This is a genomic window from Sporosarcina koreensis (assembly GCF_042655825.1).
Taxonomy (GTDB): Bacteria; Bacillota; Bacilli; order Bacillales_A; family Planococcaceae; genus Sporosarcina; species Sporosarcina koreensis.
In genome coordinates, this window is record NZ_JBHSNP010000028.1 from 227590 (window position 1) to 242060 (window position 14471).

The 14471-nt window shown below is 43.6% G+C and carries 13 protein-coding genes; 2 read left to right on the top strand and 11 right to left on the bottom strand.

Annotated features, from left to right (window positions below):
* Positions 1-37: 37 nt before the first annotated feature.
* Together ACFPTP_RS15265 and ACFPTP_RS15270 are read right to left on the bottom strand one after the other, a co-directional pair.
* A complete protein-coding gene (locus tag ACFPTP_RS15265; RefSeq protein ID WP_381446514.1) occupies positions 38-721 on the bottom strand; it encodes a GNAT family protein in 684 nt (227 codons plus the stop codon).
* A complete protein-coding gene (locus ACFPTP_RS15270; RefSeq protein ID WP_381446516.1) occupies positions 718-1830 on the bottom strand; it encodes a mandelate racemase/muconate lactonizing enzyme family protein in 1113 nt (370 codons plus the stop codon). The genes ACFPTP_RS15265 and ACFPTP_RS15270 overlap by 4 nt, the downstream gene beginning before the upstream one ends.
* Before the next feature lie 86 nt (positions 1831-1916).
* Between ACFPTP_RS15270 and ACFPTP_RS15275 the strand changes: the two genes are divergently transcribed.
* Positions 1917-3161 (top strand): transcriptional regulator, encoded by a 1245-nt coding sequence (locus ACFPTP_RS15275; protein WP_381446518.1) that lies wholly within the window; start codon positions 1917-1919, stop codon positions 3159-3161.
* 48 nt (positions 3162-3209) lie between these two features.
* Here ACFPTP_RS15275 and nhaC read toward each other — a convergent pair whose 3' ends face one another.
* The 6 genes from nhaC to ACFPTP_RS15305 form a co-directional block, all read right to left on the bottom strand.
* Entirely contained in the window at positions 3210-4667 is a 1458-nt protein-coding gene (nhaC, locus tag ACFPTP_RS15280) for a Na+/H+ antiporter NhaC (RefSeq protein WP_381446520.1), read from the bottom strand.
* A gap of 231 nt (positions 4668-4898) precedes the next feature.
* Positions 4899-5312, bottom strand: coding sequence for a VOC family protein (locus ACFPTP_RS15285; RefSeq protein WP_381446522.1), 414 nt, complete (start codon positions 5310-5312; stop codon positions 4899-4901).
* Between the two features lie 152 nt (positions 5313-5464).
* Positions 5465-6187 (bottom strand): hypothetical protein, encoded by a 723-nt coding sequence (locus ACFPTP_RS15290; RefSeq protein WP_381446524.1) that lies wholly within the window; start codon positions 6185-6187, stop codon positions 5465-5467.
* Between the two features lie 34 nt (positions 6188-6221).
* Positions 6222-7376, bottom strand: a complete 1155-nt coding sequence (locus tag ACFPTP_RS15295) for a hypothetical protein (RefSeq protein WP_381446526.1) — start codon at positions 7374-7376, stop codon at positions 6222-6224.
* 27 nt (positions 7377-7403) lie between these two features.
* On the bottom strand, positions 7404-8612 hold the full coding sequence (locus tag ACFPTP_RS15300; protein ID WP_381446528.1) for a hypothetical protein: 1209 nt from the start codon (positions 8610-8612) through the stop codon (positions 7404-7406).
* Between the two features lie 39 nt (positions 8613-8651).
* Entirely contained in the window at positions 8652-9548 is an 897-nt protein-coding gene (locus ACFPTP_RS15305) for an ATP-binding cassette domain-containing protein (RefSeq protein ID WP_381446531.1), read from the bottom strand.
* Positions 9549-9816: 268 nt separating this feature from the next.
* On the opposite strand from ACFPTP_RS15305, the gene ACFPTP_RS15310 reads away from it, so the two are divergent.
* Positions 9817-10722 carry an AEC family transporter gene (locus tag ACFPTP_RS15310; protein WP_381446533.1) on the top strand — a complete coding sequence of 302 codons (906 nt, stop codon included), beginning with the start codon at positions 9817-9819 and terminating at the stop codon, positions 10720-10722.
* 112 nt (positions 10723-10834) lie between these two features.
* On the opposite strand, the gene ACFPTP_RS15315 is transcribed toward ACFPTP_RS15310, so the two are convergent.
* The 3 genes from ACFPTP_RS15315 to ACFPTP_RS15325 form a co-directional block, all read right to left on the bottom strand.
* A complete protein-coding gene (locus tag ACFPTP_RS15315) occupies positions 10835-12877 on the bottom strand; it encodes a TRAP transporter permease (RefSeq protein WP_381446535.1) in 2043 nt (680 codons plus the stop codon).
* Positions 12870-13391 carry a DUF1850 domain-containing protein gene (locus ACFPTP_RS15320; protein ID WP_381446537.1) on the bottom strand — a complete coding sequence of 174 codons (522 nt, stop codon included), beginning with the start codon at positions 13389-13391 and terminating at the stop codon, positions 12870-12872. The genes ACFPTP_RS15315 and ACFPTP_RS15320 overlap by 8 nt, the downstream gene beginning before the upstream one ends.
* Positions 13392-13479: 88 nt before the next feature.
* The gene (locus ACFPTP_RS15325) at positions 13480-14466 is read right to left on the bottom strand and encodes a TAXI family TRAP transporter solute-binding subunit (RefSeq protein ID WP_381446539.1); all 987 of its coding nucleotides are present in this window, start codon (positions 14464-14466) and stop codon (positions 13480-13482) included.
* Positions 14467-14471 lie beyond the last annotated feature (5 nt).

Here is a 14471-nt window from a genome sequence, read left to right on the forward strand (position 1 = left end):
ACGAAGTGACTTTCCACTTCGTACGGTTTTCATCTATTCATTTATTCTTTTGGAATTTCACTTCCCACGTCCCATCGACCTCTTCTTGGCCAACGCCGATCCAACCATCTTCCAATAAGGATTGCTGCTTCATAATATCTGACATGTCGACCGTGATGGCGAGTGTGCCTGTCTCCTCATCGGCGAGCAGATCTTTCATCAACGTGTATCGCAAAAGATTTCCATATTTCTTTTTCAATGAAATGATATGCATGCCTAGCGCGAATTTATCCTTCAGGCTTGCGATATTGAATGGGGCGACAGTTGCGAACACATAACGATGGCGGGACTTGTCAATATTTCGCATGAGAAGTTCGCCGAGAATCCTCTGTAAGCTGTTTCCTCTATATTCCGGATCCACATTCGTCACTTCGGAATACAAGACTGACGGCAATTCGACATCCCGCAAGCCGGCGTCTTTCCCTAAATGATGCTCGTCGATTTCCGGTTCAAGCATCGCCCTAAAAGCGATAAGCCGTTCGCCGTGAAATGCGCCGATCATCGAGCCGCTGCCGTTCAGGATGAAGTTGAATTCCTCTTCCGACAATGGTTGTAAAAAAGAAGAGACATCCAATGACGCAATCACTTTCTCCTGCAAGTCCATGATTTGCTCAAGGTTATTGTGATCTAAGTTCCGAATCGCCACTTCTTGACCGCTTCGTAAAATCAATTCTTTCTTCATCCGACCACCTTCTCTGAGAAGACTGTCAATTTATTCAAGACCGTTTCATCGACATCGACACCGAGTCCTGGCTTTTCCGTCAAGCGGATGAACGGAACGTCATACTTTAAGTTTCCGATATCCCCACTGAATTTCAATGGTCCCGTCAATTCGACGCTCGTCATGATTTTTTTGGAGAAGGCAACATGGAAGCCAGCCGCTGAACCGACGGACGATTCGACCATCGAGCCGACTTGGCATTCGATTCCCGCCATTTCCGCCATATGGGCAAGCTTCATAGCCGGATAAATGCCGCCGCATTTCATCAGTTTGATGTTCACCTTGTCCGCGGCGCGCTTCGCGATGATTTCCCTCATTTCACGGATTCCGCGTAATCCTTCGTCAATCATGACTGGTACTGAAGTTTTCGATTTGATTTCCACCATTGCATCGATGTCATCGGCTTTCACCGGCTGTTCCAGCCAATCGAGTGAACAGTCTTCAAGCTTTTTCATCGCTTGCAATGTCGTCGAGCTGTTCACCCATCCTTGATTCACATCGATGCGAATCGCGATTAACTCTCCAACACGTTCGCGGACAGCCTGGATTCGTTTCACGTCTTCGGATACGTCCGTGCCGACTTTCATTTTCAATGAACGATAGCCCTCGTTTACGCGCTGTTCCGCTTCGTTCGCCATATGTTCAGGTGTGCCGATGCTTAGAACGTGGGTGATCGGGAATTCATCATGGTATCTGCCGCCCAATAGATCGTAAACTGGGACGCCCAACGCTTTTCCTACGGCGTCATAGCATGCAATGTCCAGTGCAGCTTTCGCTGACGGCACTCCGTAGATTTCGGCGTTCATGCGCTCGTGGATCTTTTCCATTTGAATGGGATTCATGCCGATCAGCTTCGGCGCCAACGTGTTTTTCAGGACTGCATATGTACTTTCCCAGCTTTCACCGGTGACGTGCTCGTCCGCTACCGCCTCCCCGTATCCGATATGGCCCGTGTCCGTTGTTAGTTTAACAATAATTGATGGCATGTAATCATATGTTGCATAGCTTATTATGAATGGCTCTCTTAAAGGCAAGTGAATGGCAAAAATCTCTATTTCCAAAATTTTCATTACTATCTTTCCTTTCTTATTGGGAATCGGCTATAATTATTGTATCACTGTCGTTAAATAGTCGCTAATAGTTAGGAGGTAATTTATTGAGAATCAAAATTGCTGTTATCGGCTCTGAACATTTTTGTCGACGCGCAGAGGATTTATCCGTGAATGAAGGGGATTTTGAACTGGAATGCCATATATATACCGATCCTAAAGAAGCCGCTGCCATCATCAAGACACTAAAACCAAGTGATGCCATCCTTTTTTCAGGTTCGTTGCCTTATGCCTATGCAAAAGAGGCTGTTCAACAATTCAACGTGCCGACGTTCTATTTGAAACAGGATGAAACCGCTGTCTCTACGACATTATTATCTGTTTTGGCAAATGAGCGGGTTTCATGTGAACGGATTTCTATTGATGTCGCCGAGCAGTCCCATATCGATCATGTGTTGAATGACTTGAATGGAACGATTGAACTACCCTACATTCATGTTTTACAGAATGGTGGATCAATTGAGGATGTTATAAATTTCCATCAACGGTTGTCTGATCAAGGCAAGACGGAAATCGCAATTACAAGCATCCATATTGTCTACGAAAAGCTGTTGCAAAGAGGTATAACTGCCCGTATGATGATCGACCCGGAAAGCTCGATTATTAGGAGTCTGCGTTTTGCGCAGCAAAAAGCGGTTTTACAGAAAAGCTCTTCTGCCCAAATTGCCGTTGGAATCCTTCAGTCATCCGGATTGCCGATCGTGCCTTTCGTAACAGAGCTTTCTACCATATTACAAGCGCATTGGTCAGAAACCGACGGGGAATTTTCGCTGTTCACAACGAAGGGCATTATAGAACATTCCATTAAAAACCCGGGATTCATGAATTTTTTCCACCGCCTCCCCCGGCATGTCAAGATGGCTTTCGGTTACGGTGAAACGACGATGAAAGCTGCCGAACATGCACGACTCGCATTGAATTTCATTCAAAGTGGTGAACTGAACAGCTTTTATATTCTCGACTCCAATAAAAGGCTTCATGGCCCGTATCCACAATCAAACGGTGCAATTGATATGAAAGTCGATCATCCCCTATTAGTGGAAATTGCGGAAAAAACAAAATTGGGCCCTGCCAATATTTCAAAGCTGCTGCAATTCCGCCAATCGAGGACCACGAACCAGTTTTCAGCAACCGATCTTGCCCTCTATATGAACGTTTCCAGAAGGACTGCAGAGCGTACATTAAAAAAGCTCATAGAATTTGATTATGTCCGTATCGTAGGCGAGGAGATGACTTACAAGCAAGGAAGGCCGCGTTCTTTGTATGAAATGAATTTCGCCATCCACTACTAAGAAAGCCGCCCAGTGCCAAGCATCGGCATTGGGCGGCTCTATTTATACTTATACATGAACCGCTTCAATTGACTTATCTTCTTCTTCTGCTTCTGTTTCTGATTCAGCTTTTTCTATTTCCTCTTTTGTCAGCTTCACGATTGTAAAGCCAGTTGCTGCGTAAAGGATGGAAATAAACGGAATGAACAAATTCAAGATTGCATACGGTCCATACTGTGCAACCCCTACTCCGAGCGTTCCCAAGATGAATACGCCGCAAGTATTCCATGGAATGAAGACCGAAGTGAGCGTTCCGCCATCTTCTAATGCCCGTGACAAGTTTTTAGAATGTAAACCCATCTTCTTGTAAACTTTCGTGAACATCCTAGATGGTACAACAATCGAAATATATTGCTCTGCGCAAGTTGCATTCGTAAGTACACAAGCGCCGATTGTAGATGTAATCAGTGTGAATGATGATTTCACAACCTTCAGGAGCTGATTCATGATTGATTGAAGCATTCCCGAGTATTCCAAAATACCGCCAAATGTCATTGCCACGATTGTCATAGAAACTGTGTACATCATAGAATCCAAACCGCCGCCATTGAATAGTCCATCGACCATTTCATTCCCGGTTTCAATGGCAAATCCACTTTGTAACGCAACAATCGAATCCGCCAAAGATCCCCCTTGAATGAAAATCTGTGAAATGAAGCCAAGAATAATACCGACGACCAGAGCCGGAACAGCAGGAACCTTCATAGCTACCATGACAATTACCGCCAATGGCACAAGCAACAGCCAAGGGGAAATCAAAAAGCTGTCCTTCAGCACAGAAGCTGTCTGTTGGATTTTTTCCAAGTCTATATTTCCACCTGCAAAACGTCTACCTAAAAATGTGTAAACGCCAAGAGCGATAAGCAATCCGGGAATAGTTGTGTAAAGCATATGCTTAATATGATCGAATAGATCTGTCCCTGTTAAACCTGAAGCAAGGTTTGTCGTATCGGATAAGGGAGACATTTTATCACCGAAATAAGATCCTGAAATAATGGCGCCTGCCACCATGCCTGCAGGAATCCCCATGCTCAAGCCGATACCCATTCCAGCGACCCCGATGGTACCCATCGTCGACCAAGAGCTTCCAATTGCAAGAGAGACGATTGCACAAATGATTGTAATGGCAACTAGAAACCAACCAGGTGTAATAATCTGCAATCCGTAATAGATCATTGTTGCGACAATCCCCCCACCCATCCAAGAGCCGATTGTCATTCCAACCAACATAATGATGACGACAGCAGGCAGGGCTAGCTTAATCCCTTTGAACATCATTTCTTCTATTTCTTTCCACGTAAAGCCATAGCGCCAAGCAACCAAAGCAGCCACAGTTGTTCCTATGATGAGTGGCATATGCGGGCCTTGCTCAAGTTTCACAACTGTGAACAGCATGACGATGATCATAATGATCAATGGCAGAATCGCCATTAGAAAACCTATTTTCTTTTTCTCCCTATTTTCCATTCCGACGCCCCCAAGGTGAATATAATTTTGTCGCTATATAGTCGTTAATTGAATATTAGTCACTTTCACACAAAAAGTCAATTATTATTTGAAAGCGATTTCAGTAATATACAATTTTTATAGTAAGTTTAAACCAAAAAAAATTAGTAATTAATGGATCCATTCTATATGGCCATAAAAAAACGGCGAAGGATACGTATCCTTGCCGTTTTTCATTCACCTATATATCACTTATGCTTCGTGGCTGATTTGCCATTCGATGCCGAATTGATCCTTCAACGAGCCGTAGCTTTTGCTCCAAAACGTCTCCTGCAAGTCCATTACGACAGTTCCGCCTTGCTTCAGTTTGTCAAAGACGCTTTTAATCAAATCCATGTCATTGCTGACAAAAGCGAGGCTGACATTATTACCTTCGACGAAAGGCGAGCCCGGAAACGTATCGGAGAACATGACTCTGCTTCCATCAATATTCAACCGGGTATGCATGACCAAATCCTTCGCTTCCTCAGGCAGCTGGTAATCGGGATGTTGAGGCGCCTCCCCGAATGTCATGATCTCTGGTTTCTCCGTATTGAATACCTCCGCATAAAACTCTGCCGCTTGCCTGCAGTTCCCATTAAAATTAAGATATACTTCTACTGCCATTTCAATAACCCCTTTTCCATAATTCATTCAATTCAGTTTACCATGTTCAAGCCGCCTTGCAAATCATATCTATTCAGAATGGGAACCTTAGCGGGAATGCAATCATCATGACGACCAGCATTAAGGCACGCTGATCTTCAGGCACCGTTCCGTTATTCTCCCACCGGCTTAAAATTAACTAATGAGATTCCAGTAATCCTCAGTTTTTGCCCTTCTGTCAACTTCACTTGGCTTTTTGATCCTGTCTTATTGCCGCCAATCACTTCATAGAGGAGAGGGTCCTTCCCCTTTTCGTGAATTTCCACGTATCCCATCCCGTATTCGCTGCCGAATGTATAATCACCGGCTTCAATATCCAATCCAACTTCCCAAATACCTGCGTTCAAATCAGTAGACAACGCGGTTGGCACCGGCACGAAACTGACGTGTTCATACCCGCCGTCTGCAAATACGGTATACGTATCTTCAATGTCGACCGTTAAACTGCCGACGCCGCCTGTATGACCAACAATTTCTCGAATGACAAGATCGCCATTGTCATCGTAAATGAATATGTTTCCCGCAGGGGATCCCGAAATTGCATACCTGCCTGGTTGAAGAGCGACCTTGACTCCTTCCTTTGTATAGACATCTCTATCAACCTGTTCTGCTCCGTCATTGCTTCGATCCACTGTCGTGAAAATTGCAGTATTTACTTTCCCGATCAATTCATTCTTTTCAGATCCGATAATCTCAAAATTCTGTTCATAAGGGTTGATTCCATCGGCCTCCATTTTTTGCAATGGATGACAGCCTGCCAGCATTAGCAGGCTTAAAACTAGCAAGAGAAAAAAGCTGCCCATCCATCCCAAACATTTCTGCATAGCGTTTTTCATATTCCTCCACCGTTCCTTATTTTATCAAGCCTTCTTAGTTTGTTTTGAAAGCGACTTCCCTTTTTCGGATGTATAGAAGTTTATTGCGCCCGTATAGAATAGCTCCTGCTATTAGATTGAGCCCGATCAACCATCGAAACGAATGTTTAAAGTCTAATTTCTCATTGCCGAACTCCGTAGCTGCATCTCCATTTAAAACGGAGTTGATATCGATAAATTTCAATGGATATAGCCAATTGAATTTTACATCCGCGACGCTCATCAGATCAGGAAGCAGTAAAATGACAATCATTGTCAAAATTGTCGCGTATAAGTTTTCGGTCATGACATTGATGAGAACGAATAAGAGCAAAAGGAATAACGCGATTAACGCAAATGCGATGAACATATACGTTAAATACCTCATCGTCGAAATGGCGATGAAATCCATGTCTTGGTAAATGAGAACAGGCGTGATGAAATTTCCCCATTCCGTTTTGTGAGCGGCATAATAGCCGCCGATGAGCACGCCCAAACCGAGAAACAGCAGTACTTGGAGCAAATGGATGGCTACCTTGCTGCTGACCTTTTGCATAAAAGATATCGGGAATCCCCCTACAACTGACCGATGTTGCTGGTCATTCAACAACATGCTGCTTCCGATAATTAAGACGAAAAGACAAAATAACAGTCCGCTGATTATGCCCAATGCGACGGGCAAATAATTGCTTGCAACGTAAGGATTGGGTACTAGCGGCAATTTATGGACTTTGTAATAGCGTAAAATCGCCATTTCTTTTTGAATGACATCCTTTGGAATGACATAGTTCGGATGGATGCCTTTATTCCCCAACTCATGCAATTCAAGTCGCAATTCATTCAACTTCAGTCCGTCTTCAACGTATTTGTCATAATCGTCTTTCTTCCATAAATAAAACCTTTGCATATTGATTAGAGAAGATTGTTGGGTCAAATTGTTGTAAGTCGCTTCCCCTTCCGGCGTCTCCCTCAGCTCTTCGGGAAAGGCATTGAATACTGTATGAAAATGATGGGCTTCCTCATTTTTCTGCTTCAATATATCTTTAATACTAATTTGACTGTATTGTGAGTAGTACAAAGGGAAAAACAGGATGAGCGCAATTCCGAGCAACCAGTTTTTCCGGTTATGGAGCAATAGTTTTGTTTCAAATAATAAATACTTCCAAAACATAATTGTATCCTTCCTCGTTACATATTTTTATGCAAAATAGAAACGTCGTTTATTAATGATCTTTGAAAGAATGAATAGCACAAGTTCAATCACAGCGATTGTGACGAGTAACACGACTATGCCTTTCATATAAGTAATCGTCTCAGTGTTTAAGAGAAAGTTCTTATCCCCATTAACAATTTTGCCGAAATCAAAATACGTTTGAGGAAAGAGACTAATATCTTTTCCGAATATCTCCCTTGTCGTCCTTGCCACGAAAAGACGGTCGGAGAAGAGGAGCAGACTGCTGAATAATAGAACGAGCCACTCATTTCTAAACAGAAGGCCAAAAATGACATTCAATCGAATAAAGAGGAAGATTAATAGCGGTACGGCTATCAATGTTTTCCCTAAAAAAACAGCAATCGAAATGACATCATAATCTTCGAATGTGAAGGTCTCTTGTGCAATCATGATTGGCACATGCAGATCAAAATAGCCAAAGCCGAATTGCAGACTCATTACTGCAACTCCTGCGATCAGTATTCCGATAATAACGAGCAACGAATAGAAGAATGTCGATACTGATTTCAAATTCAACTGGCGATACCACGATAATGGGACACCTTGCAGAACTGACCGATTTTTGCGGTCCCTTGACAACATATCACTGCTGAAAAAGATGGCACAAAACAGGATGAATAAAAACCCATTCGTCTGCAAGAACTTTTGAAGTGACTGCAATCCAGTCTTTTCATACATCAAACCGTATGTAATCGGGTAGTCATTCGTTAAATAATCCTCATATCGCATCATTGTTTGCTTATATAAATGGGATCTATCCTTCCCCGGGAAAGGGGACAGCGCGAAAAGTTTTTCGTCTGATGTATATTCATATTCATTCCCTACTAGGGAAAAGTTCCTTAAGTAAAGAAACCGAGGATAGTTCTTGTCCTCATATGCCATAAGCAAGGCGTGATTCAGTCTATAATAATAGTCGTTCATCGCATAAACAGGCATACCTGTAAAATGGACAATGCCTGTATTCCCTTTTTTCTCCCTGAATTTCTGCTCCACTTCGAGATCTACTAAGTACGTCCTCACTTCGTCAGGTTCATACGTTTCTTTTGTTTTTTCATTCGGCAACAGAATGAGACAATAACTAAGCAGCAATACACCGATGAATAAAAGAAAAGGAATATTACGCCTGCTTCTTAAGGTAATAAGAAATTCGTGCTTCAAATAATTTCGATTCATCCGAGCTTCCCCTTTTGGTCGTAAAGTATTGAGTAACCATCAAACATTTTTCGAATAGTACTTATCATAGTATTCCACCGTCCCCAATGGACCGACCGTCAATTCTTTTTCGTTATAGTCCAGCATTCGCTCAATCCACTTTGTCTGGTCAGTCTCGCTCATCCCATTAAGCGGAATACATAATAAGTGTTTCGCCAAAAAGATATAGCCTTGTGGAAGCGCCTCTTTTTCTTTCAATGTTTCATATTGTTCGGGAGTCAATTCTATCTTAATGAAAACATCATTTTTACCCGTAAATCGATGTTCATGTACAAACTTTCCATCTTTCAGAAAAAGGACCCTATCCGCATATAAATCCAAGTTGGATAATAAATGAGAGGCGACGAAAATGAGCTTATCCTTCTTCATTTCCATTAAGCATTCGGAAATTAATGCGACATTGTCGACATCAAGTCCGTTCATCACTTCATCCATTAGCATGACAGGCGTATCTGCGGCCATCATCATCGCAAAGCACAAACGCTGCCGCATTCCCAGTGAATAGGTACGGACCTTCCTTTTCACGTAATTGCCCATGTGGAGACGCTCAATGACTGCGGGCACATGCTTCACTGTCCCTTTCCACATATTCGCATATAACTTCAAATGATCTACTCCGGATAGTTCCTCGAACAGGTCTTTCTGTTCAGGGAACGTGCACAGCTGCTTATGGATTAATAGCTCTTCTTTTTCATTTCGGTATGCGTATTTACCATCAAACAGAACATGTCCCGAGTCAGGCTTCACGAAGTTCGCCATGACATTGAACATTGTTGATTTCCCCGTTCCGTTAGGAGCCGCCACTCCGATAATCTCTCCGATATTTGCGGTTAACTCCAATTGATCGAGAACAGCTCTATCATTATACGTAATTGACACATTGGATAATTTCAACATCTTTTATTCCGCCTTTCAAATTGAACTTACCGTCCATTCCACTCGACGATGGTACAGCAGCTTATTTCGTGTCGAAAGTAGTCAGGTGGATTTTATTTTTCCATATTTTTGTTGTCTTCTTATACTATAGTCATACTTTCTCTTTTTTTCAATAGTGCTTAAACTGTAAATAAACTGAACTAATTCATTTCCTTTGTCAATTAAACATGGCATTTCTTCCTATTTATGTTTAGACTATTCGTATATATATTTTGGGGAGTTGGACAACGTGGAGCTTCTTTTCATCATTTTCCCTGTTTTTTTCATTTTTGCAGTCGGTTTCATCGGACAAAAACTGATCGGATTCAATATCAAATCCATTTCGACGACCGCACTTTATTTGATGTCACCTTTTCTCGCGTTCCGGACATTTTACGGAAACCCTCTGACTTGGGATTATTTTTATATCATTCTATTCAGTTTGTTATTATCTATTCTTCTTTTCTTGATTGTATGGATTACCGCCCGTGCCATGAAGGCTAACCGCTCAGAACGGTCAGCGATGATATTAGGCGGTGTGTTCATGAACAGCGGCAATTACGGAGCCCCCGTAGTGCTATTCGCTTTAGGCGCCGTTGGATTCGACTATGCAGTCATCATGATGGTGTTCCAATCCCTTTTGATGAATACATTCGGCATTTTTTTTGCTTCCCTTGGGAGTAATGATCGGGCAACGTGGCAGGATGCAATGCGACGCGTCATACGGATGCCTCTTATTTACGCGGCAGTGCTCGGCGTTTTCCTGCAATTCTTTGCGATTCGTTTGCCTGAACCCTTAATGGAAGGGATTAGCTTAGTTGCGGACGCTTCGATTCCGACGGTTATGCTCGTATTGGGGATGCAGTTGGCGGCGGTTGCGAGGAAGAAGGTTGCGTACAAATATGTGACGGCCGTCACGATGATCCGGATGGTTGCATCGCCTATTTTGGCTATGCTGATTGTCCTGTTCCTGCCCGTGAATGACTTGCTTCGTTCCGTTTTAATTATCCAGGCTTCCATGCCGGCAGCGGCAAATACAACAATGTTCGCTCTGCAGTTCGGAACGGAGGCGGATCTCGTTTCATTTACTACGTTTGTTACGACGATGATCAGCATTTTGACGATTCCGTTGATTTTATTCTTATTAGGGGTGTGAGGCGACGTGGTTATGTAGGGGTATATGCGTGATTGTAGCGATTTTTGCGTTTTCACTAATGGAAAAAGCTGTCACAGTTGTCTAGTTGACAATTGTGACAGCCTTTTTTTTATTATGAAGCGACTGCAGCATTATTTTTCGGTTTGTTATTTTTCGTTTTCCATTGAATTGCAAGTTGGATGACGAATAGGGACAATCCGACAATATCCGTAATTGTTTCAGGATAGATCAGTAACAGACCTGTTATTGTAATGAGTATTCGCTCGAGCCAATTGATTTTCCGGTACCAATAACCGATCATTCCCGCTCCGATCGCGATCATGCCGACGATGGCGGTGAAGACGACCCATAGGATTTCTAGGAGACTCGCATCGATCATGAGCATAGCCGGATTGAAGACGAACATATACGGGATGATGAATGCCGCGATGGCAAGTTTCGCGGAAACGACTCCCGTTTTGATCGGATCCCCGCCGGAAATGCCTGATGCGGCGAATGCTGCAAGCGCAACTGGCGGCGTAATATCCGCGATGATACCGAAGTAGAATACGAACAAGTGAGCCGAGATGGCAACTACGACTGGAACCGCCGTCCCTGGCCCCATTTCACCGCCCATGAGCAACAAGATGATGGCTGGAGCAGCAATTGTGGACGTAATGACATAGTTCGCTGTCGTTGGTGAACCCATCCCTAGGACAAGCGCCGCCAACATCGTGAAGATGAGCGTCAGGAGGATATTCCCGCCCGCTGCAGAAACAAGTCCGTTTGCAAGGCTCAGTCCCAATCCTGTTTTCACGACGACACCGACGATGATACCCGCACAAGCGGTTGCCGCGGCAACTGCCAATGCCGTACGCGCTCCGTCTACGAGCGCCATGATGATATCTTTTGGTCCGAGTCTTGTAGATTTATCAAAGAAGCTAACGACTAGAGTTAGGACAATCCCCAGCAATGCAGCTTTCATTGTCGGAATCCCTAATAATAGGAATAGGATGATCCCCAAAATCGGCAAGAGCAAGTAGATCTTTTTCAACGTCGCTTTGCGATCCGGCATTTGGTCAGGTGACATGCCCTCAAGGCCTACACGTTTCGCCTCGAAATGGGTCATGATCCAAATTCCAGTAAAATAAAGCAATGCAGGAATTGCAGCTGCTTTTGCAATTTCCCAATACGTGATACCGCCAATGAATTCAACCATTAGGAAAGCTGCAGCTCCCATGATCGGAGGCATGATTTGTCCGCCAGTTGAAGCAGCTGCTTCAACGCCGCCGGCAAATTCCTTACGGTAACCTAACTTTTTCATCATCGGGATCGTATACGAACCCGAGCCAACAACGTTTGCAACGGAGCTTCCTGAAATCGTCCCTTGCAATGCACTTGAGAAGATCGCAACTTTCGCCGGCCCGCCTGTCAAACGGCCAGCTAAGACGACAGCCAAGTCATTGAAATAATTTCCGACGCCAGTTTTCACTAGGAATGCACCGAACAATAGGAAGACGAAAATGAACGTCGCCGATACGCTGATCGGTGTTCCTAGAATGCCATCAGTCGTGTAGAACATTAGCTGTACAATGCTCTTCAAATCTTGACCGCGGTGTGCCAGGAACCCTGGGAAATACCGTCCGAAAAACGCATAGATCAAGAAGACTGTCGAGATGATTGTAATCGGCAGGCCGACTGCACGTCTTGCTGCCTCCAATGTCAATAGAATCGCGACGATCCCGATGAATAGATCGATGTCTGATACCCTTCCTACCCGGAAGACGAGATCTCCATAAAATAATGGCCAGTATAACCCGACGGCCACAGCTAGCAATGAGAGGATGACATCGTAGAAAGGCACTTTGTCTCTCTTGACGCCCGGTTTTTTAATTGCCGGGAACAAAATGAAAATTAATGCGAGAGCGAATCCTAAGTGAATGGAACGCTGAATATACGCGGTGAATGGTGTTCCAATGGATGTGTACAGTTGGAACAAAGAAAATGCCAGCAATCCTGCAAAGACGATAACCTTAAAAATCCCTTTCACATTCCGTGTATTCGATTCGGGATCATATTTTTGAAGAATTTCAAGCTGCTGTTCTTCTGTCAGCATTTCATTGTTGTCAATTTGGGATTCCTGCTGGATTTCTTCCCGATTCTTGTTTTTAGCCATTCATATTTACTCCTTTCATCAATTGGTAGAATGATTGGCGCTGCACACGAAATGTGTACGATTTTCCTCTAGTCAAATAGTTTTTCAAGTCCACCTCATGCCCTTTATACCTGAAAGCCAGGTCTGCATTGACATCCCCTATGAAAAGGACAAATGAAGGGATGATGTTGTGCTCATAAGTAAGCGTATACATTCCATTCTTAACGGACAGCGACTCACCTTCTTCGGCAAAGCCAGGCAAGCCGATTCCAACATCTTCATATTGCATGGATAATGATTGGATGGTGTTTTGATGAGTCACCCGGTAAGATTCAACGACATCGGTCAGAAAAATGGAGTGTACATACCGTATTTGAAATTCCTGCTCATCTGCCATCTTAATATAATAGGTTTTTGGATGATCAGTTCGATATTCCGTAAAGGTGAACACCTTATGTATCGGCAGGAAAATGGAGACGAGGGCAACGAACAGTGCAGAAAATAGAATGGGGAGAATCACTTTCTTCCTTTTCATCTTCTTCTCCCTTTCCGGTAGCAATGAAGAATGGGACGGCTGAAGCTTATCGCTTCACCGCCCCGTTCAACTATTGACTTGTATTCAATTATTTCTTCTCGTCGAAGTACTTTTGAGCGCCTGGGTGAACAGGGATCCCGATACCATCAAGACCTGTTTCCGCTTTGATCAAAGCACCTTTTGGATGCGTAAGTTTTGAAGCATTATCATAGATTGCTTTTGTGATTTCATATGCAAGATCTTCAGGAACGTCGTTTTGGATGACCAACATTGCTCCAACAGAAACAGTAGGCGTATCTTCTTTAATGCCATAAGTTCCTGCAGGGATGACTTCTTTAGCATAATATTGATATTTTGAAATCAATTCATCTGCTTTTTCGTCAGAAACAGGCACGATGTAAACTTGTGCTACAGCGTTCAAACCTTCAACCGCACCAGTCGGCGTACCAGCTGTGATGAATGCAGCATCGATTTGTCCTGCTTGCAAACTCTCTTGGGATTCCCCGAAGTCCAAGTTTTGCGGCTGGATATCAGACATTGATAAACCATGGATTTCAAGAAGTTGCTCTGCGTTCGCGTACGTACCAGAACCAGGCGCACCTACGGAAACTTTTTTACCTTTCAAATCATCAAATGATTTGATGCCGGATTTCTCCAAAGTGACCAATTGAACTGTTTCTGGATAAAGTGCACCGATTGCAGAAACGTTGTCGATGACTTCTCCGTCGAACATCATTTCACCTTTAGATGCATAGTAAGCGATATCCGTTTGTACGAAAGCGATTTCAGCGCCGCCGTCTTTCAATGCAGTCATATTCGCTGCGGATGCTTGGGAAACTTCAGCTGTTGTTTTAACGCCAGTTTCCTGAGTGATGATATCTGCAAGTGCCCCACCAAGTGCATAATATGTACCTTGTGTACCACCTGTCAAGACACTTAAGAAATCATAGTCTTCTTTTGATTTGCCAGAGTCAGAGCCAGATCCCTTGCTTGAATCATCCGCGCCACACGCTGAAAGGACAAGCAGTGCAATCATCGAAATGAACGCAAGAATACGAAATCTCTTTTTATTCATATTTC

Excerpts from the sequence above, each read along its gene's own strand:
- ACFPTP_RS15265 (WP_381446514.1), bottom strand. The coding sequence starts at position 721 with ATGAAGAAAGAATTGATTTTACGAAGCGGTCAAGAAGTGGCGATTCGG.
- ACFPTP_RS15270 (WP_381446516.1), bottom strand. The coding sequence starts at position 1,830 with ATGAAAATTTTGGAAATAGAGATTTTTGCCATTCACTTGCCTTTAAGA.
- nhaC (WP_381446520.1), bottom strand. The coding sequence starts at position 4,667 with ATGGAAAATAGGGAGAAAAAGAAAATAGGTTTTCTAATGGCGATTCTG.
- ACFPTP_RS15285 (WP_381446522.1), bottom strand. The coding sequence starts at position 5,312 with ATGGCAGTAGAAGTATATCTTAATTTTAATGGGAACTGCAGGCAAGCG.
- ACFPTP_RS15290 (WP_381446524.1), bottom strand. The coding sequence starts at position 6,187 with ATGAAAAACGCTATGCAGAAATGTTTGGGATGGATGGGCAGCTTTTTT.
- ACFPTP_RS15295 (WP_381446526.1), bottom strand. The coding sequence starts at position 7,376 with ATGTTTTGGAAGTATTTATTATTTGAAACAAAACTATTGCTCCATAAC.
- ACFPTP_RS15300 (WP_381446528.1), bottom strand. The coding sequence starts at position 8,612 with ATGAATCGAAATTATTTGAAGCACGAATTTCTTATTACCTTAAGAAGC.
- ACFPTP_RS15305 (WP_381446531.1), bottom strand. The coding sequence starts at position 9,548 with ATGTTGAAATTATCCAATGTGTCAATTACGTATAATGATAGAGCTGTT.
- ACFPTP_RS15315 (WP_381446535.1), bottom strand. The coding sequence starts at position 12,877 with ATGGCTAAAAACAAGAATCGGGAAGAAATCCAGCAGGAATCCCAAATT.
- ACFPTP_RS15320 (WP_381446537.1), bottom strand. The coding sequence starts at position 13,391 with ATGAAAAGGAAGAAAGTGATTCTCCCCATTCTATTTTCTGCACTGTTC.
- ACFPTP_RS15325 (WP_381446539.1), bottom strand. The coding sequence starts at position 14,466 with ATGAATAAAAAGAGATTTCGTATTCTTGCGTTCATTTCGATGATTGCA.